The 23,378-nt window shown below is 63.0% G+C and carries 17 protein-coding genes, 1 other RNA gene and 1 pseudogene; 7 read left to right on the top strand and 12 right to left on the bottom strand.

The features are described from left to right. Positions 1-46 precede the first annotated feature (46 nt). A complete protein-coding gene (locus tag K1X41_RS01270; protein WP_220175139.1) occupies positions 47-1,021 on the bottom strand; it encodes an EamA family transporter in 975 nt (324 codons plus the stop codon). Between the two features lie 219 nt (positions 1,022-1,240). After that, entirely contained in the window at positions 1,241-3,361 is a 2,121-nt protein-coding gene (locus tag K1X41_RS01265; protein ID WP_220175138.1) for a DNA gyrase/topoisomerase IV subunit B, read from the bottom strand. A 197-nt stretch (positions 3,362-3,558) separates the two neighbouring features. Between K1X41_RS01265 and K1X41_RS01260 the strand changes: the two genes are divergently transcribed. Beyond that, complete coding sequence (locus K1X41_RS01260) at positions 3,559-3,780, top strand: DUF7455 domain-containing protein (RefSeq protein WP_132203271.1); 222 nt, start codon at positions 3,559-3,561, stop codon at positions 3,778-3,780. A 158-nt stretch (positions 3,781-3,938) separates the two neighbouring features. Here K1X41_RS01260 and K1X41_RS01255 read toward each other — a convergent pair whose 3' ends face one another. Then, on the bottom strand, positions 3,939-5,243 hold the full coding sequence (locus tag K1X41_RS01255) for an RNA polymerase sigma factor (protein ID WP_132203269.1): 1,305 nt from the start codon (positions 5,241-5,243) through the stop codon (positions 3,939-3,941). Positions 5,244-5,505: 262 nt separating this feature from the next. Further along, positions 5,506-6,450: a proteasome assembly chaperone family protein gene (locus tag K1X41_RS01250; RefSeq protein WP_207907390.1), complete on the bottom strand. Its 945-nt coding sequence runs from the start codon at positions 6,448-6,450 to the stop codon at positions 5,506-5,508. Between the two features lie 224 nt (positions 6,451-6,674). Between K1X41_RS01250 and lpdA the strand changes: the two genes are divergently transcribed. The 5 genes and pseudogenes from lpdA to glnA (K1X41_RS01225) all read left to right on the top strand — a co-directional run bounded on the left by lpdA (position 6,675) and on the right by glnA (K1X41_RS01225) (position 13,245). After that, complete coding sequence (lpdA, locus tag K1X41_RS01245) at positions 6,675-8,048, top strand: dihydrolipoyl dehydrogenase (RefSeq protein WP_220175137.1); 1,374 nt, start codon at positions 6,675-6,677, stop codon at positions 8,046-8,048. A 48-nt stretch (positions 8,049-8,096) separates the two neighbouring features. Continuing rightward, a pseudogene (gene sucB / locus K1X41_RS01240) lies at positions 8,097-9,867 on the top strand (2-oxoglutarate dehydrogenase, E2 component, dihydrolipoamide succinyltransferase). 721 nt (positions 9,868-10,588) lie between these two features. Then, positions 10,589-11,278, top strand: coding sequence for a DUF4191 domain-containing protein (locus K1X41_RS01235; protein ID WP_220175136.1), 690 nt, complete (start codon positions 10,589-10,591; stop codon positions 11,276-11,278). 3 nt (positions 11,279-11,281) lie between these two features. After that, positions 11,282-11,713 carry an RDD family protein gene (locus tag K1X41_RS01230; RefSeq protein ID WP_220175135.1) on the top strand — a complete coding sequence of 144 codons (432 nt, stop codon included), beginning with the start codon at positions 11,282-11,284 and terminating at the stop codon, positions 11,711-11,713. A 107-nt stretch (positions 11,714-11,820) separates the two neighbouring features. Then, complete coding sequence (gene glnA, locus K1X41_RS01225) at positions 11,821-13,245, top strand: type I glutamate--ammonia ligase (protein WP_133617740.1); 1,425 nt, start codon at positions 11,821-11,823, stop codon at positions 13,243-13,245. A 495-nt stretch (positions 13,246-13,740) separates the two neighbouring features. On the opposite strand, the gene K1X41_RS01220 is transcribed toward glnA (K1X41_RS01225), so the two are convergent. The 3 genes from K1X41_RS01220 to K1X41_RS01210 all read right to left on the bottom strand — a co-directional run bounded on the left by K1X41_RS01220 (position 13,741) and on the right by K1X41_RS01210 (position 18,459). Next, a complete protein-coding gene (locus tag K1X41_RS01220; protein ID WP_220175134.1) occupies positions 13,741-16,776 on the bottom strand; it encodes a bifunctional [glutamine synthetase] adenylyltransferase/[glutamine synthetase]-adenylyl-L-tyrosine phosphorylase in 3,036 nt (1,011 codons plus the stop codon). A gap of 14 nt (positions 16,777-16,790) precedes the next feature. Beyond that, positions 16,791-18,128: a type I glutamate--ammonia ligase gene (gene glnA, locus K1X41_RS01215; protein ID WP_132203249.1), complete on the bottom strand. Its 1,338-nt coding sequence runs from the start codon at positions 18,126-18,128 to the stop codon at positions 16,791-16,793. Positions 18,129-18,255: 127 nt separating this feature from the next. Then, on the bottom strand, positions 18,256-18,459 hold the full coding sequence (locus tag K1X41_RS01210; RefSeq protein WP_132203247.1) for a methionine aminopeptidase: 204 nt from the start codon (positions 18,457-18,459) through the stop codon (positions 18,256-18,258). 67 nt (positions 18,460-18,526) lie between these two features. On the opposite strand from K1X41_RS01210, the gene map reads away from it, so the two are divergent. After that, positions 18,527-19,396 carry a type I methionyl aminopeptidase gene (gene map, locus K1X41_RS01205; RefSeq protein WP_132203245.1) on the top strand — a complete coding sequence of 290 codons (870 nt, stop codon included), beginning with the start codon at positions 18,527-18,529 and terminating at the stop codon, positions 19,394-19,396. A gap of 190 nt (positions 19,397-19,586) precedes the next feature. Here map and rnpB read toward each other — a convergent pair. The 5 genes from rnpB to K1X41_RS01180 all read right to left on the bottom strand — a co-directional run bounded on the left by rnpB (position 19,587) and on the right by K1X41_RS01180 (position 23,295). Beyond that, positions 19,587-19,962: RNase P RNA component class A (gene rnpB, locus K1X41_RS01200), an RNA gene on the bottom strand. A 50-nt stretch (positions 19,963-20,012) separates the two neighbouring features. After that, positions 20,013-20,741 carry a zinc ribbon domain-containing protein gene (locus K1X41_RS01195; RefSeq protein WP_220175133.1) on the bottom strand — a complete coding sequence of 243 codons (729 nt, stop codon included), beginning with the start codon at positions 20,739-20,741 and terminating at the stop codon, positions 20,013-20,015. Next, on the bottom strand, positions 20,738-21,598 hold the full coding sequence (locus K1X41_RS01190; RefSeq protein ID WP_220175132.1) for a Nif3-like dinuclear metal center hexameric protein: 861 nt from the start codon (positions 21,596-21,598) through the stop codon (positions 20,738-20,740). The genes K1X41_RS01195 and K1X41_RS01190 overlap by 4 nt, the downstream gene beginning before the upstream one ends. Before the next feature lie 3 nt (positions 21,599-21,601). Continuing rightward, the gene (locus K1X41_RS01185) at positions 21,602-22,267 is read right to left on the bottom strand and encodes a methionine ABC transporter permease (RefSeq protein WP_220175131.1); all 666 of its coding nucleotides are present in this window, start codon (positions 22,265-22,267) and stop codon (positions 21,602-21,604) included. Beyond that, the gene (locus K1X41_RS01180; RefSeq protein ID WP_220175130.1) at positions 22,267-23,295 is read right to left on the bottom strand and encodes a methionine ABC transporter ATP-binding protein; all 1,029 of its coding nucleotides are present in this window, start codon (positions 23,293-23,295) and stop codon (positions 22,267-22,269) included. Before K1X41_RS01180 ends, K1X41_RS01185 begins: the two co-directional genes overlap by 1 nt. Positions 23,296-23,378 lie beyond the last annotated feature (83 nt).

The following is a 23,378-nucleotide window of genomic DNA, read 5'->3' as shown; positions in this document are numbered from 1 at the left end:
CGCTGCGCCGCCGTGGCAGATCTCACCATGCGGCACCGCTGTACTTCTACAGGCCGATGAGGAGCACGCCCGCCACGACCACGAGGGCAGCGAGGATGCGCAAAATCGGGCGTGACTCGCGGAAACGCCAGGCACCATAGAGGCCGACCAGCACCACGCTCACCTCCCGCATCGGTGCCACAAGGGAAAGCGGTGCCATTGTGACAGCGGTGAGCACAAGGATGTACGACAGCGGCGAGAAGATACCGAATACCAGGAGTCTCCGCCAGTTTGTGCGCAGTTCAACACCGAGCCCGGCAGTCCCCGTGCGGCCACGCCGGAGCAGCGCAGCGGTGAAGAACGGGATCTCGGCAGCAGTGCAGCCCACCATGAACGCTACGGGTGCGATCGAGAGGGTGTTCACCGCGTAGGCGTCCCAGATCGTGTACGCGGCGATGGCCGCGCCGGTGAGGAGTCCGTAACCGATCGCGGGATCGATCAACCTGCTCCAGCGCTTCGCGTGTGTGCGCCCGTCTTCTCCCCCGCGCCCGTCGCCGATTCCCGCTGCGTGCTCTGAGGCCTTCGCCCGGATACCACCGAGCCGAGCAGGTATCGCAGGGCGCCGGCCGATGATGCCGAACGCGACGACACCGAGCAGCACGAGCCCAACCCCGGAGAGAGCCAGCCAGCTCGGCTGTTCTCCGAGAATGAGGATGGCGACACACACGGTGAGCAGCGGTCCCGAGCCCCGCGCTGTGGCGTAGACCGTGGAGAGCTCTCCGCGTGCATAGCCGCGTTGCAGCACGAGCATGTAGCAGACGTGAAGCACAGCGGAGACCAGGATGCCGAGCGTGAACCCAGCGAAGTCCCCTGTGCCAAATCCGCCGGTGAACGGGATGACCCCCACCCACAGTACTGTGGCGAAGACTGATCCCCACCACAGGAACGGGATGCCCGAGCGGCTTGCGCCGTGAGCGACGATGTTCCAGATCGCGTGTGCGATCGCGGCAGAGAGGACCAGGAGAAGAGCAACAACAGACATGCGGGAACCTTCTCTTCGCCGCAGGGCACGGCGAAGGGGTTCCTCCAGGCTTTTGTCCGTTCAGATGACGGCTGATCCCGAGAACAGCCGTGGTACCGCTTGGACCAGTCGAGCACGCTGCCCCGGAACCCTAGGTACTGTCGCACCGAGTGTAGCGCGACCGAGGGAACCGGCGTTGTTTTTCACTGCAGTGTCGTGACCTGAATTCCTCCGGATGTGTTACGCGTCAATGCGATCCCGATCGAGATCATCTGCATTCTCGATGATGAACTCCTTGCGGGGCGCCACCTCGTTGCCCATCAGCAGTTCAAACACCTGCGAGGCCGCATGGGCGTCCTCAACGCGCACTCGGCGTAGGGTGCGGTGCTCGCGATCCATCGTCGTCTCAGCGAGCTGGTCTGCGTCCATCTCTCCCAAGCCCTTGTAGCGCTGGATCGGCTCCTGGTATTTCTTCCCGCGCTTGCGCAGATCAGCGAGCAGCGCGTTGAGTTCGCGCTCACTGTAGGTGTAGATCACGTCGTTGGGTTTGCGGCCTGCGTTCTGCACGATCACACGGTGCAGCGGTGGAACGGCGGCGTACACGCGACCGGCCTCCACCATCGGCCGCATGTATCGGAAGAACAGCGTGAGGAGCAGTGTGCGGATGTGGGCACCATCGACGTCGGCATCGCTCATCAGGATTACCTTGCCGTAGCGAGCGGATTCCAGGTCGAAGTCGCGGCCGGAGCCGGCGCCGATCACCTTGATGATCGCTCCGCATTCGGCATTGCTGAGCATCTCCGCGACCGATGCTTTCTGCACGTTCAGGATTTTTCCTCGGATCGGAAGGAGGGCCTGAAACTCACTGTCGCGAGCTGGGCGCGCAGTGCCGAGGGCACTGTCACCCTCGACAATGAAAATCTCGGTGTCCGAGACGTTCTTCGAGCGGCAATCGATGAGTTTGGCGGGCAGCGAGGAACTCTCAAGCGAGCTTTTGCGCCGCGCCGTGTCGCGCTGGGCGCGAAGCGCGATCCGCGCCTTCATCTCCGAGACCATCTTTTCGAGCAACACGGCAGTCTGTGTCTTGTCGTGCTTCTTCGTGGACTCATACCGTTCGGTGAGGCCCTTGACGATCGCGCGGGAGACGATCTGGCGCACAGCTGCGGTGCCGAGCACCTCCTTCGTCTGGCCCTCGAACTGCGGCTCGGGAACGCGTACGGTGACAATTGCCGTGAGGCCAGTCAGGATGTCGTCCTTCTCAGGCTTGTCCGTGCCGGCCTTCAACTTGCGGGCATTCGTCTCGATCTGTTTCCGGAAGAACTTGGTGAGCCCCTGCTCGAAGCCACTCATGTGCGTACCGCCCTTGGGCGTCGCGATGATGTTGACAAAACTCTGGATCGCAGTGTCGTAGCCAGTGCCCCAGCGCAGCGCGATGTCGACTTCACAGCTGCGCTCGACCTCACGAGAGACCAGATGTCCAGTCTCCTCGTCCATAACTGGCACGGTCTCAGTGAACGTTCCTGAATCAATGACACGCCACGTCTCCGTGAGCGGTGCGTCCACGGCCAAGTAATCGACGAACTCCGTGAGCCCGCCCTCATACGCGAATCGGTGCACGGTTGGTGCCCCGGACCCGTCCACCGACTCCGGGCGTTCGTCAGTGATCTCGATCCCCAAGCCCGGGACGAGAAACGCGGTCTGTCGGGCGCGAGCAACGAGTGACTCAGGTTCGAACTGAGCGGTCGAGAGGAAGATCTGCGGATCGGCCCAGTACCGCACCCGCGTTCCCGTCACGCCCTTCTTGACCTTGCCAGCGACACGCAACTCAGAAGAATCCTCGAAGGGGGTGAAAGCGCTATCTGGACCGTCACCAGCAAACACACCTGGCTCGCCATGCCGGAAGGACATCGCCCACGTCTTGCCGTCACGATCCACTTCGACGTCCAGTCGCGAGGAAAGCGCGTTGACCACCGAGGCGCCGACTCCGTGAAGTCCGCCGGAAGACGCATAGCCGCCACCGCCGAATTTGCCACCGGCGTGCAGCTTCGTAAAGACAAGCTCAACGCCAGAGAGGCCACTCTTGGGTTCGACATCCACGGGGACACCGCGGCCGTTGTCAGTCACCGTGACACTACCGTCGGGGTGCAGCGTGATCCCGATCTCATTGCCGTAGCCGGCGAGTGCTTCGTCAACCGAGTTGTCGATGATCTCCCAGAGGCAGTGCATCAGACCACGCGAATCGGTCGTACCGATGTACATACCGGGTCGCTTTCGAACCGCCTCGAGTCCCTCGAGCACGGTGAGATGCCGTGCGGAGTAGTTCGACTCCGATGACTGCCCTGCTGATCGCTGCGTCGCCACTCAGTGGCTCCCCTCTGTTTCGATGACTCCCCTACCCTAGGCCAGACCACCCACACGGTCGTGCAGCTTGCCCGGCGAGTGCAGAAGCGTGACCGAGCTCTACGCGGTCAGCGAACCCGCCGCTTCTCGATGAGGATTCTCACCCAGAACGTGTTTACATAGACATGTACTGAATTACTGATGGACGGGAGGTCGCCATGACGACAATCGAGCAAGATCGTACTGACACGATCGATGCCGCGGATCGCCCGCTCAGCGCACTCGACCGCTGCGACAGTTGCGGCGCGCAGGCGTATGTGCGTGTCGAGCTGAGCGGAAGCGAACTACTCTTCTGCGCACATCACGCGCACAAGCACGAGGCCAAGCTTCGCCCAATGGCTGAAGTCTGGCACGACGAGAGCCACAAGCTGACCCCGTAACCACTGGGTTGCACAACACCCCCGAGCGATTTCGCTCGGGGGTGTTGTGCTTTGCGCGTTTTCTGCCTCGTGGGCGAATACCGCACAACGCACTGCGCCCCCTGGCTGAAGCCAAGGGGCGCAGTGCGTTGTGAGTACCTCGAGAGGTGGCCTGTGGCCTACTCGAGATAGTCGCGCAGCTGCTGGCTCCGCGAGGGGTGGCGCAACTTCGCCATCGTTTTCGACTCGATCTGGCGGATACGCTCACGGGTCACACCGAACGTGTCACCAATCTGGTCGAGCGTCTTTGGCATACCGTCGCCCAGACCAAAGCGCATCCGAATCACTCCGGCCTCGCGCTCGGAAAGAGAATCGAGGAGCTGCTCGAGCTGCTGTTGCAGCATCGTGAAGCCCACAGCATCAGCCGGCACCACGGCCTCAGTGTCCTCAATGAGGTCACCGAACTCACTGTCTCCATCCTCGCCAAGAGGAGTGTGCAGCGAGATCGGCTCGCGGCCGTACTTTTGCACCTCAATGACCTTCTCAGGGGTCATATCGAGTTCGCGGCTGAGCTCTTCTGGCGTAGGTTCACGGCCAAGATCCTGCAGCATCTGGCGCTGCACGCGTGCGAGCTTGTTAATGACTTCCACCATGTGCACAGGAATGCGGATCGTGCGCGCCTGGTCTGCCATTGCGCGCGTGATCGCCTGGCGGATCCACCAGGTGGCGTAGGTCGAGAACTTAAAGCCCTTGGTGTAGTCGAACTTCTCGACCGCACGGATCAGGCCGAGGTTGCCCTCCTGGATGAGGTCAAGGAACTGCATGCCGCGGCCCGTGTAACGCTTGGCAAGCGACACCACGAGGCGGAGGTTCGCGCCGAGCAGGTGGCTCTTGGCTCGCTGGCCGTCTCGCGCAACCCACTTGAGCTCACGCTCCAGCTTCTTGGGAAGCCCCTTCTCCGTCGCAAGCTTCTCCTCGGCGAACAGCCCAGCTTCGATTCGCATCGCAAGCTCGACTTCTTCGGCGGCGTTCAGCAACGCCACCTTGCCGATCTGCTTCAGGTAGTCCTTCACCGGATCCGCGGTCGCGCCGGGAATCAGGGTCGTTACTGTCGGGACGTCCTCTTCTTCGCTGGCCTTGAGCACAATTGCGCCGGTGGGCAGCGGCTCAGTGACAGCCGGAGTAGGCTTTTCGTCATCAGCGTCAGAGCCGTCGTCTTCTACTTCTTCGACTTCTTCGAGCTCAGCTTCAGCGGCCTTCTTCGCGGTTGCACGCTTCGTGGCCGGCTTCTTGGCCGCGGTCTTCGTGGCAGCCGTCTTTGTGGCAGCCGTCTTTTTTGCAGCAGGCTTCTTTGCCGCCGCTGAGGTGCCGGTCGTCGGAGTTTCGGTGGATACCTCGGTCTCCTCCGCGGGGGCCGCGGCCGACTTGGCCGCCTTCGCCGTGGTGGAGGTTGCCCGAGTCTTGGGGGTGGATGCAGTTGCCACGCAGCCGCCTCTCTCTATCGAATGCGTCGCTGTGTCGCTGGCAGAATCACCAACGAGTGCTCACAGCATGAAAACCCATGTCAAGCCCGTTTGATTCCCGGCGTGCAGAAATCGGTACGAGTTGAATGGGTTGGTCACCTCTATTATTGCATGAACTGGGCCCAGCTCCTGACCACGCCACACCGGCGCGGAGGTGTCCACACGCACGCGCTGGCGCCCGTCAGGCGAGGTGTCGCCTCGCAATGCGGGCGCCGCCGCAACTTCAGATACGGGGAAACTCGTCGGGCTCCGTGTCGCCAGTCGCGGGCCCTTGCTGCTGGGCCAAGAAACGTTCCAGCTCGCTGGCAATCTGATCAGCCGTCGGAATCGATCCGTCCTCACTCATCAGTGGGGACCGCGTTGTCTGGTCTTCCATATAGGCGTCGTAGCGCTGCTCAAGCGTGCGCACCATCTCGAGTGACTCTTGGTTCTCTGCGAGCTGCGAGTCGAGTTGCGCTGTGAATCGACGTGACGCCTCGCGCACTTCATCTGTTGCGAGGATGAGCCCCGTGGCGGCCATGATTCCGTCGAGGGCGCCCTGGAGTGCTTCTGGATACTCGGTATTTGCAAGGTAGTGCGGGATGAGCAGCGCAAATCCGGCGACCTCTTCTCCGAGACTGTGGAGGCGGTATTCCAGAACGTGGGCGGCAGACGCGGAGAGTTTCGTCGTGGGTCGCCACACGGACCGCGCCTCAATCAGATCATCGCGAGAACCACTCACGGTAACTGAGAGCGGACGAGTGTGTGGGACCGGCATTGGGATCGCGTGAGACCAGACCGTGATCGAGACTTCAAACTCGTGCACGAGGAGCAGCACGGTGTCGATGAAGTGCTCCCACCGAAAGTCCGGCTCGTAGCCGCTCAGAAGGAGGAATGGTGCACCAAATTCATCGTGCGCGAGACTCAAGCTGAGCTCCTCGGGCGAGTAATCGATGAAGTGATCCTCACTGAAGGTGATGATGGGGCGCCGAGCCCGATAATCCAGGAGCATATCTGCGTTGAATCGCAGGATCTCCTGGGGGTCATAGCGGCGCCACAGATACTCGTCGAGCTGGGAGATTGCGTTGCCCGCATCACTCAGCCCCTGCATCGCGAGCACGAGCGGGAGCCCACGCGGAACGGCGGCGCGGCGTTCTGCGTACTCTGCGGAGAAGATTGATTCGGTCACACCTCCATCCTACGAAGCGCAGCGCTGGCGCGAGTGGTTTCTGTCACGCCGTCAGCGAAACCACTATTCCCACTCCGCTTCTCCCGGGAGTGCCCGATCCTGGGGCGACTCGCCCCAGATGCGACCCTGCCGTCCTTACAGTCACAGGTGTAGGGTTGGCAAGGTACGCCCGCTTACACGCGGACGCCGGAAATCTATTGCGCATACACCGAGGGAGATCCCACTTGGCCGATCAGCAGTTTGACATCGTCGTCCTGGGCGGCGGAAGCGCCGGATACGCCACGGCGGTCCGGGCTACGCAGCTTGGGCTTAGCGCCGCCGTTATCGAGAAGGACAAACTCGGTGGCACTTGTCTGCATCGCGGGTGTGTCCCCACGAAGGCGTTGCTCCACGCCGCGGAGATTGCCGATGTCGCACGCGATGGAGAGACCTACGGAATCCTGTCCAGCGTTGCTGGCATTGATATGGCCAAGGTCAACAGCTATCGCGAGAACCTCGTCGCAGGCAAGCACAAGGGCCTTCAGGGCCTCCTGAAGGCCAACAAGATCACCGTGATCGAGGGCGAGGGCCGGCTTGTCGCTGCGAACACCGTTCAGGTGGGCGAGGACCGCATCGTTGGCAAGCACGTGGTGTTGGCTTCGGGCTCCTATTCACGCTCGCTGCCGGGTCTTGAGATCGGCGGACGAGTCATCACGAGCGAGCGAGCACTCGAACTGGATCATGTTCCGGCTCGCGTCGCGATCCTCGGAGGCGGCGTCATCGGCGTTGAGTTCGCCAGCGTCTGGCGCTCCTTCGGAGCTGAGGTCACGATCATCGAGGGGCTCCCCCACCTGGTCCCCAACGAGGAAGAATCGGTCTCAAAGCAGCTCGAGCGGGCATTCCGCAAGCGTGGCATCGATTACAAGCTCGGCGTTCGATTCCAGTCCGTAACCCAGGACGATGCCAGTGTCACCGTAAACCTCGAAGACGGCACCGTGATCACGGCCGACTACTTGCTTGTCGCAGTAGGACGCGGTCCCTCAACGCAGGGCCTCGGGTACGAAGAGGTCGGAATCGAAATGGATCGCGGTTTCGTGCTCACGAACGAGCGCCTGGCAACGAACGTGGCCGGAGTCTACGCCGTTGGCGACATTGTGCCAGGGCTGCAGCTCGCGCACCGCGGATACCAGCAGGGCATCTTCGTTGCCGAAGAGATCGCTGGCCTCTCGCCAGTGATCGTCGAAGACGTGAATATCCCGAAGGTCACCTACTGCGATCCGGAGATCGCTTCGGTGGGCCTCACCGAGGCGAAGGCCAAGGAGAAGTACGGCGAGGGGAACGTCACCAGCTATGAGTACAACCTGGCTGGGAACGCGAAGAGCTCGATCCTCGGCACAGCCGGCTCGGTGAAGGCCGTGCGCGTGGTGGATGGCCCCGTTGTCGGTGTGCACATGATTGGAGCCCGCGTTGGCGAGCTCGTCGGCGAAGCGCAGCTCATCGTGAATTGGGAGGCTCACCCCGAGGATGTTGCTCCACTCGTGCACGCACACCCGACGCAGAACGAAACGATCGGCGAGGCCATGCTGAAGCTCGCAGGTAAGCCGCTTCACGCCATCTGAGCCCGCACACATTCAGACTTTCAGACGTAACGAACGGAGATATACACGATGAGTGAATCGGTGGTCCTCCCCGCACTGGGTGAGAGCGTGACCGAGGGGACGGTGACTCGCTGGCTGAAGAACGTCGGCGACACCGTCGAAATCGACGAACCGCTGCTCGAGGTATCGACTGACAAGGTTGACACTGAGATTCCCTCCCCCGTCGCGGGTGTACTCCAGGAGATCCTCGTCCAGGAGGACGAGACCGCCGAAGTGGGTGCGGTACTCGCTGTTGTCGGCGACGGTGCTGCGGCACCTGCGGAGGCAGCACCGGCTGCTCCCGCTGAAGCAGCGCCTGCCGCGGCCCCGGCCGAAACTCCGGCTCCCGCCGCTGAAGCTCCGGCAACTGAGGCCGTGGCTCCGGCGCCCGCACCCGACGCAGCTGCAGCACCCGCTGCGGACGCCGCCAGCCAAGAAGTCGTGCTTCCTCGCTTGGTGAGAGCATCACCGAGGGCACAGTGACTCGCTGGCTCAAGAACGTCGGGGATACCGTCGAGGTCGATGAGCCGCTACTTGAGGTGTCGACTGACAAGGTTGACACGGAGGTGCCCTCGCCGATCGCCGGTGTGCTGCAGGAAATCCTGGCGCAGGAAGACGAAACCGTTGAAGTTGGCGCGGGCCTCGCACGCATCGGCTCCGGCGCTCCAGCAGCTCCGGCTCCCGAAGCACCAGTTGCGGCTTCTGCTGCGCCAGAAACAGCTCAGGCTGCGCCTCCGCCCCGGCTGCTCCCGCAGCTACGCCCGCTCCTGCGGCAACGCCCGCGCCTGCAGCTCCTGCGGCAACGTCCGCGCCTGCTCCCGCAGCCACGCCAGCTCCTGCAGCTACGCCCGCTCCCGCAGCGGCACCGGCGGCAGCAGTTGCCGCGGACGCTGCTTCCGGGTATGTCACTCCGATTGTGCGCAAGCTCGCAAACGAACGCGGGGTTGATCTGAGCAAGGTGACGGGTACCGGGGTTGGGGGGCGGATTCGGAAAGAAGACGTGCTCGCAGCCGCGACGGCTCAGCCGGCTCCATCCGAATCAGCATCGGCAGCATCGGCAGCAGCTCCGGTTGTTGAGGTCTCCGAGCTCCGCGGCACCACGCAAAAGATGAGTCGTCTCCGCAAGGTCATTGCGGAGCGCGCGGTAGCCTCTCTGCAGGGCACGGCGCAGCTCACGACCGTCGTTGAGGTGGATGTCACGAAGGTGGCGCAGTTCCGCCAGGCGAAGAAGGATGAGTTCCTCGCCAAGACCGGGTCGAAGCTCTCCTTCCTGCCGTTCTTCGCCCTTGCAGCTGCTGAGGCACTCCGCACCTACCCGATCATCAACGCGACGGTGGAGGGCGATTCGATCGTCTACCCCGACACGGAGAACATCAGCATTGCTGTCGACACCGAGCGTGGCTTGCTCACACCGGTGCTGCGTTCCGCAGGCGAGAAGAACCTCGCCGAGATCTCGGGCGAGATCGCTGACCTGGCGCAGCGCACGCGCGACAACAAGCTGACGCCTGATGAACTGAGCGGTGGCACCTTCACGCTGACCAACACCGGTTCGCGCGGCGCACTGTTCGACACGCCGCTCGTCTTCCTCCCGCAGGTGGCAATCCTGGGCACTGGCGCAGTCGTGAAGAAGCCCGTCGTGATCTCGGGTCCCGACGGCGATTCAATCGCGGTTCGTTCCATGGTGTATCTCGCAATCTCCTACGATCATCGCATTGTCGATGGCGCGGATGCCGCTCGCTTCTTGACGCAGGTACGCCTGCGTCTTGAAGCAGGCGACTTCGCAGGAAATCTGGGGATCTAGGCCCTCACGAACGTGCCAGGCCGCGGTGCTCTCACGAGCGCCGCGGCCTCTTGCGTTTCAGGGGCGAGGCTGCGCCGGTGAGCGCGGCGTGATCTGACGTCGAATTGAGTCACTCACCGCCTCCCGCGCGGCCCGAGCTTCCCAGCGAGTGCCCCACGCATCGATTTCCGTGATCGCGTTCACAGCGGCCTCTGCGAGCAGCGGCGCAACCCCGACGCTATCCCGTGCCCGCAGGAACCGCAGGATCCGAGACAGCGGTATGCCGACGGCACGACAGCCCGCGTCGTGCCCGCGTCGCCGGTGTCGCTTCCTGCTCCGCACCGTCCCAGACACGATGGCAACGCACCTCCCGTGTTCGCGGAGGGTGATCCCGTTGAGGCATCGGCGCTCGAGCTCAGCGGCAAGCTTGCCAGCACGTCCGGAAGGTCTTGCTCCCCCCGCACGCGCCGGGCGTTGCCAGCCGGTCATGTGTCCCTCCTATCTTCTGCTGCTCCTGCTGCTGCTGCTCCTGCTCCTTTGCTGATCCTGCTGATCCTCCTGCTCCTGCTGATCCTGCACATCGTCACGAGTCTGACTGAACGAAGGTCCACTGAGCGGAACCGCCGGAGCACTCTGAGCAAGTTCGTCTGGAACAGCCATTCTCGCCTGCTGTGAGCGAACAGAGCACGCGCGCCGGTGAGACAGGTTCTGGGAAGCGTGCGAGAAGCGGTACCCTAGTGTCATGGCAGCAGAGAAGGCGAAGCGCAACGGTCGCATCAAGCAGATGATCGAGATCTATCGGACCACGAAGGTCCATGATCGCAATCTGCCGTGGGTGCTGCTGCTGGTATTCATCGCACCGATCGTTGTCTCGGTTCTGCTCGCCTGGCTGCTCCCAGGCGGCTGGTTTGGCTGGGTGATCTGGCCACTCTCCGGCATCTTGGTTGGGTTGTTGCTCGCTATGATCGTGCTTGGGCGCCGTGCTGAAAAGCAGGCGTATCTGCAGATCGAGGGCCGGCCCGGCGCGGTAGGCGCGGTGGTGCAGGGAGCACTCCGTCGTTCTTGGCGGGGGTCCGAGGTGCCCATTGCAATGAATAAGAGCCAGGATGCGGTGTACCGCGTCGTTGGTCGTGGTGGTGTGGTGCTCATTTCGGAGGGCTCGCGCAGTCGTACAGCCCGCATGGCCGCCGACGAGGAGCGTAAAGTCAAGCGCGCGCTGCGCAATGTCGAGGTCGTGCACCTCTACGTCGGCCCCGACGGCGACGGTATCCCGCTCCCCAAGCTTTCGAAGGCACTCCTCAAGCTGAAGCCGAAGCTCAACCGCAATGAGGTCGCAGCGGTGTACAACCGTCTCTCTTCGCTGCAGGCTGCGCCGATCGGAATTCCCAAGGGGATGGATCCGAACCGCGTCCGCGCGCAGCGTCCGCGCTAAGCAATGTCAGCTTCTCAGCCGCAGCGCTTCGGCGACCTCGCTCCAAGCGAGTGGCCCGGACAACGGCTCGGGCTTCCCGAATCCGGCCCAAGATCCGTCGCTCGCATTGGTCGACGTGTCCTGGCCATCATGATTGACTGGGGTCTTGCCGCGTTGCCGGCATTTCTCCTCATCGGCGGTCCGTACGCGACTTGGTGGAACTGGGCATTCTTTGCGGTCATGCAGATGGTGTTCATTCCCACCATTGGAGGCTCGCTAGGCCACCGTATTCTCGGCTTACGCGTCGTCCCAATCGCGGGCGGCTGGGTCGGTCCGTGGCGCCCGATCGTGCGGACGGCACTGATCTGCCTCGTGATTCCCGTCCTCGTGTGGGACTCCGATCAGCGCGGCTTCCATGACAAGATCGCCGGTACCGTCCTGATTCGGAACCCGTGACACGTAACATTCGCGAAACACTCGACTCACGCTTTTGAAACCCACTAGGCATAGGCTTGTCACAAGCGAACGGTGCCGATGAGGCACACCCAGCAACGAGGAGCAGCATGTTCACAACCCCGCAGGAAGTCATCGACTTCATCAAGGAGACGGACGTCAAGTTCGTCGACATCCGGTTCACCGATCTCCCCGGAGTGCAGCAGCACTTCAACATCCCCGCCGCAACGGTGGACGATGACTTCTTCGAGGTCGGACAGATGTTCGATGGCTCCTCAATCCGCGGCTTCGCTGGGATCGCTGAGTCCGATATGCAGCTCATTCCGGATGTTACAACTGCATACATTGATCAGTTCCGGCTCGAGCGCACACTCATTGTCGTGTGTGACATCTTCAACCCACGCACCGGCGAGATCTATTCCAAGGATCCGCGCCAGGTGGCGAAGAAGGCTGAGCAGTACCTGATCTCGACCGGGATTGCGGACACTGCGTTCTTCGCGCCCGAGGCTGAGTTCTACATCCTTGATTCTGTCCGCTACGAGAACAGCCCCCAGCACACCTTCTACGAGATCGATTCCGAAGAAGCGCACTGGAACTCCGGACGCAAGATTGAGGGCGGCAACCTCGGAAACACGACGCACGAGAAGGGCGGCTATTTCCCCGTCTCCCCTGTCGACAAGCAGGCAGATCTCCGCGACGATATCTCGCTTCGCCTCATTGAGGCAGGCCTCAAGCTTGAGCGCTCCCACCACGAGGTGGGCGCCCCCGGCCAGGCAGAGATCAACTATCGATTCGACACGATGGTGAACGCGGCCGATGATGTACTCAAATTCAAGTACGTCGTGAAGAACACCGCTGAGATCTGGGGCAAGACCGCCACGTTCATGCCGAAGCCGGTGCTTGGAGATAACGGATCGGGCATGCACACTCACATGTCGCTTTGGAAGGGCGGGGATCCCCTCTTCTACGACGAGAATGGCTATGCAGGCCTTTCAGACATCGCGCGCTGGTATATCGGCGGCATTCTGCACCACGCCCCGGCTCTGCTCGCGTTCACGAACCCGACGATCAACAGCTACCGTCGATTGGTCAAGGGCTACGAGGCGCCGGTCAACCTCGCGTACTCGGCTGGAAATCGCTCGGCAGCCGTGCGTATTCCGCTGACCGGCTCCAACCCGAAGGCGAAGCGGATTGAGTTCCGCGCACCGGATGCCTCCGGAAATCCCTACCTCGCGTTCGCTGCACAGTTGATGGCTGGCCTGGACGGTATCCGCAACCGGATCGAGCCGATGGAGCCGATTGACAAGGATCTCTACGAGCTTCCGCCGGAGGAAGCCAAGAACATCCCGCAGGTACCCGGCTCGCTGGAAGAAGCGCTCACTGCGCTCGAAGCGGATCACGACTTCTTGCTTGAGGGTGGCGTGTTCACCGAAGAGCTCATCGAAACGTGGGTGAATTTGAAGCGGGAGACAGAGATCGCCGCGATGGCGCTCCGTCCGCACCCCTACGAGTTCGAGCTGTACTACGGCGTGTAAGCTCCGCCTCTCGCACGGCAAAGGCCCCGGACATGTCCTTTCAGGAGATGCCCGGGGCCTTCGCCGTGTCTTCGCCGGGCCTTCGCCATGTCTCCGCCGTGGTTGAGTGCGTTCGCCTCGCCCGTCAGCGGTCTCCCCGATTGGCACGGAACGTCAGAGCCCTCGATGCTTCCGGTGAGAAGCATCGAGGGCTCAATGTGGAACTGGGGTGGTCGTGGACTACCCGGTGGCAACGTCGCTGTTGCGGCGATGAGTGGCGCTTAGGATTCGAGTTCATCCTCGAACTCGGCCCCGTCTTCTGCGAGCAGGGCCTCCAAGAGAGTTTGTAAGTACTGCATAACGATCAGATTACGCTTCGATAACGGTTTGCGCTAGCTTTTTTACGTAGACAGTCTGGAAACTTCAGGGAGCCATACGGTGTCTGCGTGAAACGCTGCTCCCCCGAGACTGTGTTCGACCGCCGAGTGCCGCGTGCGCGATCGCGATCGCGCAGGGCTAGGGAAGCTCCGGGAATTCTGGGTCGTCTGAATAGCCGAAGAACTCTCGCTCTACGACACCCCGAGAACGTCGTGACACGGCGAACCAGCGTTCCTCAAGCTCCGATGTGCGCCTCCGCGGCATCCCGAGCACATTTGCAATGCCCTCCAGCTCGACACGATCGGTCGGGAGTGTGTCTGACGATCGGCCGTTCCAGAGCTTGAGCGCCGAGCGGACACTACTGGCGTATCGCCAGGAATCCTCGAGGTGTGCCGCGTCATCCCCAGCGATGAGTTCCAATTTCGCAGCAGCGTCGAGCGCCGCGAGAGTCTCGACAGTGCGCAGCTCAGGGTGCTCCGCACCGAAGCGGAGCTGCAGCAATTGCACGAGCCATTCGACATCACTCACACCCCCTGGCCCGAGCTTGAGATGGCGCGTGGGATCCGCGCCCCGCGGAAGCCGCTCAGCTTCGACCCGTGCCTTCATTCGGCGCACCTCGCGGATTTGGGACTCGCTGAACTCAGTCGGATAGCGGATTTCATCAGCGAGGGCGATGAACGCGGCACCCAGTTCTTGGTCACCGGCGACAGGGCGCGCACGCAAGAGAGCCTGGGCTTCCCAGGTCACAGACCAGCGTTCATAGTACGAACGTGAGGCAGCCAGACTCCGAGCGAGCGGACCGTTCTTTCCCTCTGGGCGAAGGTCAAAGTCGAGATCCACCGCGAACCGTGGATCTGACACTAAGCGGCGCAGCTCGGAAACCTTCTTGATGGCCTCACGCGCTGCCTGATCGCCGGGAATTTCTCGGAGTGGTCGGTACACCGCGATGAGATCAATATCGGACGCGAACCCTAGCTCTCCCCCTCCGTAGCGTCCCATCCCAATCAGCGCGAGCGCGACGTTGGCGGGGTGCCCGGCGGCGACCTCAGCGCGACCGAGCGCAAGCAGCAAGCCATCCAGCAGAGCAGTGTGCGCGGCATCGAGGCCGCTGGCCACCTGCATATCGTCGAGCACTCCTGTGATTCGGCCCATCGCGAGGCGGAGTACCTCTCGGCGGTGCACAGCCCGCAAGGCTGCCGCTGCCTCGTCCAGTGTGGCGCGACGCGAGGCGAGCGCTCGCATTTCCTCGAGCAGACTGGTGAGCCCGATCGGCCGCAATGAACTATCGCGCTCCAACCAGGCGACAGCGTCAGGGATGGTTTCCAGGAGTTCCGCCGCGAAGCGCGAGGACGACAGCACCCGCGTGAGACGCTCAGCGGCCTCAGTGCCGTCGCGGAGCAAGCGAAGATACCAGGGAGATTCGCTGTTTGCCTCGCTGACCCGACGGAACGCGAGCAGACCGTAGTCTGGATCGGTCCCGTCAGCGAGCCACTGCAGCAACACGGGGAGGAGGTTGCGGTGGATCCGCGCCCGCCGCGATGTCCCACGAGTGAGTGCAGACAGGTGGCGCATGGCGCCATCGGGGTCGCGGAAGCCAATACTCGAGAGTCTGGCTCGCGCCTCATCGCTGCCAAGCACGAGTTCTTCTTCCGGGAGCGCGGCAACTGCGCTGAGGAGCGGCGCGTAGAAGATCTTGAGGTGCAACTCGCGGACCTCGCGTTTAGTGCGACCCCATGCGGCGAGCAGCTCGTCGCCGGTCGTAGCGAGACCGCTGGCCCGCGCGAGAACGCGCAGGCCCTCGGGATCGAGCGGCATTATGGCTGTGCGGCGCAGCTCACGCAATTGGAGCCGATGTTCGAGCACCCGAAGGAACTGGTAGTCGGCTACGAGGCGGTCACCATCGCTCCGAGCGACAAAGCCGCCGTCAACGAGCGCCCGGAGCGCCGGGAGTGTGCCTCGGAGGTGCAAACGATCGTCGTATTGCCCGTGTACCAGCTGCAGCAATTGCACGCTGAACTCGATGTCGCGCAGGCCGCCTGGGCCCAGCTTCAACTGCACTTCGAGGTCATCGTTGGCGATGTGTTCGGTGACCCGCTCACGCATACGCTGCACTGACCCCACGAAATCCTCGCGGGAGGACGAGGCCCACACAAGCTCGCGCGTCTGCGCAACGAACTGTTCGCCCAGTGCGAGATCGCCGGCGAGTGGGCGGGCTTTCAAGAGCGCCTGGAACTCCCAGCCCTTTGCCCACCGGTCGTAGTAGGTGAGCATTGATCCGAGCGTGCGCACGAGAGCGCCGTGACGTCCCTCCGGGCGGAGATTCGCATCCAGTTGCCACAGCGGTGGCTCCACGCCGGGGTCGTGGATCCCGCGCATGGTCTCTGTGGCGAGCCGGGAGGTGATCCGGATGAGCCCGTCCGCATCCAGTACGTCCTCGTCGCAACAGTCTGCGATGAACACAACGTCGACGTCGGAAACGACGTTGAGCTCCTCTGCACCGCATTTCCCCATTGCGACGACTGCCAGGCTCGCTGCGTTCAGCCGTTCTTCGCGCACAGCAGGGCCGCTGAGGCCAGCAGCGAGGGTGGCACGAGCCACGGTGAGCGAAGCGTCCACTGCGGCGGCCGCGAGCACGGAGAGGGAGGATGCGACATGTTCGAACGCCTCAGACGCGAGCCCCTCGGTGGAACGCTCCAGGTCGAAGAGCATCACGCGCGCGAGGAGCTGACGGTAGGCGACTCGGAGCGCCGCCCACCCGGCTTCTCCGGCGAGTGTTTCGCCGCTCTCCGGGTCATGTACGGATGCTCGAAGTGTTTCATGCGCCGCAGCGGCCGGCACGAGCGCGCCGCCACCCGCGAGCAATTCAGCGAGCCCTGCTGGATGCCGAATGAAGAAGTCACCGAGCGCAGGTGAGGCACCGACCAGCAGGCACAGTCTGCGTAGAGGCTCCTCACCCAGCTCGGGTGCAAGCTCGGAGTGGCGCTCCAGAAGCTCCCGGATTCGCGCAAGTGCGATGTCGGGATCAGCGGCTGCTGCGAATGCGCGCAGCAGCTCTGCCGCGCTCACTGGAAGCTCGGGGAGCAGCGCCGCCAGGCCATCGCGAGAGCTGGTCAGCTCCTGGAAACCGACGCGCGCTGCGTCGGCAAGCTTGAACGGGCGCGGTTCCTCAGCCATGAATCCCTGCCAGATCACACCGTGTCGAGCATCGAGGAGAGCTCGTACGGGGTCACCTGGCTGCGGTACTCTGCCACCTCGCGCCGTTTGTCGCGGAGGAAGTATGCGAAGACCTGCTCCCCCAACGTCTCGGCAACAAGCTCTGAGCGCTCCATCACCGCGAGCGCATGATCGAGGCTGGTCGGGAGCGGGTCAAAGCCCATCGCCCGACGCTCACCATCACTCAGCGCCCAAACGTTGTTTTCTGCCTCGGGCGGAAGCTCGTACTCCTCACGAATGCCTTTGAGCCCGGCCGCGAGCAGCACGGAGAATCCGAGATATGGGTTGACCGCACTGTCCAGGCCACGGTATTCGACCCGCGCGGCGCCGCCCTTTCCTGGCTTGTACATCGGTACGCGTACGAGCGCTGAACGATTGTTGTGCCCCCAGCTCACGAACGAAGGGGCCTCATCACCGCCCCAGAGTCGCTTGTACGAGTTGATGTACTGGTTCGTGATTGCGGTGATCTCTGGTGCATGTCGAAGCAACCCGGCAACGAAACGTCGTCCGGTCTGTGAGAGCTGGTACTTCGCCCCGGCGTCGTAGAACGCGTTCGTGTCACCCTCGAACAGGGAGAGGTGCGTGTGCATGCCCGAGCCCGGGTGCCCCGCGAGCGGCTTCGGCATGAACGTCGCGTGGACTCCCTGCGAGATCGCCACCTCTTTCACGACCGTTCGGAAGGTCATCAGGTTGTCAGCCGTCGTGAGCGCGTCCGCGTAACGCAGATCGATCTCGTTCTGACCGGGTCCCGCTTCGTGATGACTAAACTCCACAGAGATACCGAGCTCTTCAAGCATCGAGACACTCTCACGGCGGAAGTCGTGCGCGGTACCTCCGGGAACATTGTCGAAGTACCCTGCGCGATCAACCGGCTGCGGCCCCTTCCGACCGAAATCTTTGGACTTCAGCAGGTAGAACTCGATCTCGGGGTGCGTGTAGAACGTGAAGCCCTGCTCTGCCGCGTGTGCGAGGGTGCGCTTCAGCACGTTACGCGGATCGGCGACGGCAGGCTCGCCGTTCGGAGTGCTGATGTCGCAGAACATACGCGCCGTTGGTGCCTCTTTGCTGCGCCAGGGCAGGAGCTGGAATGTGCCAGGATCTGGCACGGCGAGGAGATCGGACTCGTACGCGCGGGTCAGCCCCTCAATGGCGGAGCCATCGAAACCGATGCCCTCGCTGAACGCCCCCTCGACCTCGGCAGGCGCAAGCGCCACCGATTTGAGCGTGCCCGAGACGTCACTGAACCAGAGCCTGACGAATTTTACGCCGCGCTCCTCTATCGTGCGAAGGACGAAATCACGCTGTTTACTCACACCGGCTCCGTTTCATTGGGGCGTTCCAGCCTCCGCAGGTCTCGCGGGGCCGTGTCGCGTTCAGACTACCGCGCCCCTATGACAGTCGTGTTACGGCGTCGTCATTGATCTGTCGAACGCTCGAAACTCAGTCGTTCGCTTCGTCTTCGTCGCGCCACGCCCGTGCTCGCTCGGCGATGATCTCGTTCGCATGCTCCGCTTCTTCGCGTGTCGTGAACGGACCGACACGATCGATAGACAGTGATTGCGGCCCCGCCTCCACCTCACCAGTCCGGGTGTTAAACCAGTACGTTTCGCCGGGATCTTCGATCCCCCAGTCCCGCTTGCTCATGCGTCGAATCCTTCCGCTCTGGCGCCCACCCGCGGAGAGTACCGCGTGTACTTCATAGACTAGAGGTATGCCCTTCGACGCACACGGAAATCTGATCCCCGGAAAGCGGCCGGCCCTCCGCACCGTTCCCGCCGCCATCGCTCGTCCTCCCTACGTCGGTCTCGCAACCCCGCCCGCCTACACGGGTGACAATACCTACACCGCCGAAGAAGTCGAGCGGATACGCGCCGCTGGCCGGATCGCGTCTCGCGCGCTCGACGCCGTTGGGGAAGCCGTTCGGCCTGGTGTGACGACTGCTGAGCTGGATCGAGTGGCGCACGACGTGGTTGTTGCCGCTGGCGCGTACCCGTCAACGCTGGGGTACCGCGGCTTCCCCGCGTCTTCATGTACCTCAGTGAACGAGGTCATTTGCCACGGGATCCCGGATGACACGGTGCTCCGCGAGGGTGATCTGGTGAATGTTGATGTGACGGCGTATCTCGATGGCTTCCACGGAGACACCAACCGAAGTTTTCGCGTCGGTGAGGTCACCGAGGAGGTCGATCTTCTGATCGAGCGCACCCACGAAGCGATGATGCGCGGGATCAGGGCGGCGAAGCCGGGCCGCGCAGTGAACGTCATCGGTCGCGTGATCGAGACGTACGCAAAACGCTTCGGGTATGGCGTCGTGCGCGACTTTACCGGCCACGGCGTCGGATCCTCGTTCCACACTGGGCTCATCATCCCGCACTACGACTCGGCGCCGACGTATGGGGACATTATCGTGCCTGGCATGGTTTTCACCGTGGAGCCGATGCTCACGCTTGGCACCCACGAATGGGATCAGTGGAGCGATGGGTGGACCGTCACCACCCGAGACAAGAGCCTCACCGCTCAGTTTGAACACACCGTTCTCGTGCGCGAGGACGGGTTCGAGCTCCTCACCGTTTCGGAGTAGCACCACCCCTCCGGCACCTGGTCTGTGGTCGGGCTCCGCGACCCACGTTCCGACACCGAAGCTCACACTCGCCGCACGGGATCGTGGCTGCGCCGCGACTGCGCCGTGATTGCGAGCTCGTTTTGCTCGAATCTGAAAACAAAAAAGCCCCCTACTTCCGCACCGTGATGCGAATGTAGGGGGCTTGGGCGGAATGGGCCGGATCATACGCCGGGTTCTGTCGCGCCGAACAAGTCGGCGGTGACGGTCATCTCTCTCGGGGCACTGTTGCCAGTACCCTCTAGCGGCCTACCCGAGGACTCGGCGGGGCGCGTCAACATCCTCTGTCTGGCCTTGCTCCGAACGAGGTTTACCTGGCCGCCCGTGTCGCCACGAACGCCGGTGGTCTCTTACACCACCCTTTCAGCCTTACCAGGCACGGCAAGCCGTTTCTGGCGGTCTACTCTCTGTTGCACTTTCTCGCGGGTTGCCCCGGGTGGGCGTTACCCACCGTTCTCCCCTGCGGAGCCCGGACGTTCCTCGGCGCGTGCACTCACGTGCCGCGACGCGACCGTCTCACCGACCCATTCCAGCTCTCATCGTACACCGGCTCCGGGGCTGCATGAGCCGTGGCGAGCTACTCGTCGTCTCCCCGCACGAGGATCGCACCGGTGCCTGGGCAGAATACGAGCTCATCGGGTGCGGCGGAGCGAATGTTGCTCAGCTCTGCTGGCGCGAGCGCCATATTGCTCGCTTCGGAAACGTTGCCGCGGAGGCGCGCAGCGCCGATCCCGATCCGGGCGCGCAACTCTTCGTAGAGCCCGAGCACATCGCGCTGGAGCTCCGCTGCGAGGCCCGCGCGTTCTTCGGCGTTCGACGCAAGCTCGCGATCGATCGTTGACTCCGCGGCGTCGATCGCGGCTTGCAGCTCAGCGCGGCGTGCATCAACACCGTTGAGCGCACGCTCTGCCTCGGAGAATGCGGCCTGGGCGGTTTCCTGCTCCTCCATGACCGCGAGCTCACGCTCCTCAAGCTCACCGAGCCGACGCGCGAGCGTCTCAAGCTCGCTTTGCAGCGCCTGTGCCTCTTTCGATGAGGTGCTGACCGCAATGAGTTCTTCGTCACGAGCGCGACGCTGGCGCACCATCTTCACATCGGTCTCGATGCGCTCAATTTCAGCTGTGTGCGTATCGAGCTCGCGCTGCGCTGCCATGTATCCCTCGCGGGTCGCAGCAATCTCACCGCTGAGCCCGTCAAGGCCCGCGCGTTCAGGCAGAGTGGAGCGCTTGCGGCGAAGCCGCGCAATCGTCGTATCGAGATCTTGCAGGTCGAGCAGGAGTCGCTGCTGGCGAGGGCTGGCCTTCATACCCCCAGCCTATCGTCGAGTGCGCGCTCTGCTCCCACCGAGAAATCCCACGGGTCTGTGCATCGTGCGCTGACCCGAAATTCCACTCCAGGCAGCGCGGCCCGAAGACGTTCTGCGGCCCCCTCGAGCCACAGCGATTCGCTCGCCCAGTGTGCCACGTCAATGAGCGCAGGCCCGCGCGTGGCGCTCGAAAGCTCAAGCGACTCCTGCGCTGGATGATGGCGCAGATCGCTGGTCACATAGACATCGGCAGAACGCACATCGGGGTGATCTAGGAGGCTGTCGCCCGCACCACCCAAGAGGGCAACCCTTGAGATCAACCGATCAGGATCCCCCGCGACACGTGCACCGGTGACCGTCTGAGGCAGAACCCCCGCAACGAGTCCAGCGAACGTGCGCAACGCCATTGGCTGTGGGAGCACTCCTGTGCGGCCGATTCCGCTTGCTGGATCCGCTCCCGGCACGATCGGCCGTGTGTCGAGCAGTCCCAAACGATGTGCGAACACGTCCGACACGCCACCACTCGGGGTGTCCGCGTTTGTGTGCGCCGCGATAAGCGCGCAATTGCCGCGGATCAGGCGGGCGAGAAGGGAGCCCTTGGACGTGTCCTCTGCGACGGTGTGAATGCCTCGGAGCAACAGCGGGTGGTGGGTGAAGAGTGCATCAGCGTCCCAGCTGAGAGCTTCTGAGACGACGGCGTCAACAGCATCAACGGCGAGCAGTACGCGTCGCACCGGCGCATCGTTCGCGCCGGTGATGAGCCCGACGCGGTCCCAGCTCTCCGCAGACGCGCTCGGCCAGAGCTCCTCTGCGACGTTCCGAAAGTCGCTCAAGACAAACGGTGAATCATGTGACACGGGCTACCTCCTGAGTAGCTTGCGAGCGATAACATTCCCCAGCAATTGGACCAGCTGCACGATCACAATAATGATGAGCACGGCCGACCAAGTGACCCACGGATTGAATTGGCGGTAGCCGTACTGCAACGCGAGGTTTCCGAGCCCGCCCCCACCGACGACACCGGCCATTGCGGTCATGTCGACCACCGCGATGAACGCGAACGTGTAGCCGAGCACCAGCGGCCCTAACCCCTCCGGTATGAGCACGGTGAAGATCGTGCGCAGCGGACCCGCGCCCATAGCGCGAGAAGCTTCGATGACGCCTGGCGAGACGGTGAGGAGGTTTTGTTCAACCAGTCGTGCGATCCCGAACGTCGCCGCGAAGACGAGTACAAACATGAGGGCGCGATCACCAATACCGGTCCCGACCACGAAGCGCGCCACAGGCGTCAACGCCGCAATGAGGATGACAAACGGGATTGGGCGGAAGAAGTTCACCAGGAAGTTCAGCACGACGAACACCGCGCGGTTCTGCAGGAGTCCACCGCGCCGCGTGACCGTGAGGGAGACCCCCACCAACAAACCGAGCACGCCACCAACCCCCATGGCGACCACCACATACAGCAGTGTCTGGAGTGTTGCCTCGAGAAACTTTCCGCTCTCAAGCAAATCTAGTAAGCGATCCATTACGCCAGCACCTCCAGTTCGGTCTCCTGTGCGAGCGCGGCAACAGCGTGCTCGACTCGCAGATCGTCACCGATCAGTTCGAGGGTGAGCTTGCCGAAGCTCCGGCCGCCGACATCGGTGATTCCACCGTGCACGATACTGACACCGACCCCACGCTCGGCAAGCGTGCGGAAGACCACCGGCTGGTCGACATCTCCGTCACGGAACGTGAGGCTCACCAGGCGCCCGCGGTGTCGTTCTCGCAACTTCTCCAAGTGCTCCGCGCCTGGTTGGCTCGGCAGCGCCGTCGCGACGAACTTCCGTGTGGTGTCGCTCTGCGGTGCAGAGAACACTTCGAAGACATCGCCCTGCTCGACGGTACGTCCGCCGTCCATGACGGTGACACGGTCGGCGATCTCCCTGACGACTTCCATCTCGTGCGTGATCAGGATGATCGTGATGCCGAGTTCGTCGTTGACGCGCTTGAGCAACGCGAGCACCTCGCGTGATGTTTCCGGATCGAGCGCACTCGTTGCCTCATCTGCGAGCAGCACACCGGGTGAGGTTGCGAGCGCGCGCGCGATCCCGACCCGCTGCTTCTGACCGCCGGAGAGCTGGTCAACGTAGGCGCGAGCGCGATCCTGCAACCCGACAAACGCGAGCAACTCTGCCACCCGGGCGGCGCGTTCGTCGGCTGGCACCCCGGCCACCACAAGTGGGTACTCGACGTTCTTTGCCACAGATTTTGAGTGGAACAGATTGAACTGCTGAAAGATCATCCCGATCTGTGAGCGCACGGGCCGTAGCTGACGTTCACTGAGATCGGTGAGCACCGCTTCTCCGACGGTGATCGTGCCACTCGTCGCCCGTTCCAGGCCGTTCACGAGACGAAGTAGGGTACTTTTCCCCGCGCCAGAGTAGCCGATAATCGCATGGATCTCTCCGGATGCAACCTCGATCGAGACGTCGTCAACGGCGACGATGTCGGGGTCACCCTTGCTGCGTCCGGGGTAGCGTTTCCCCACGTCCGTCAGTTGCACACGTGTCACCGTGTCGTCCTCTCGATCAGTGTCTCCGCCGTCGCGAGCGGAGCGGGTTGTAACTATTGTGGGGGCCGGAGCCAAATACGACC

This window comes from Leucobacter luti (assembly GCF_019464495.1).
GTDB classification, from domain to species: Bacteria; Actinomycetota; Actinomycetes; order Actinomycetales; family Microbacteriaceae; genus Leucobacter; species Leucobacter luti_A.
Note: the sequence above shows the minus strand (reverse complement) of the source record. Positions and strands in the feature narration are given on the sequence as shown.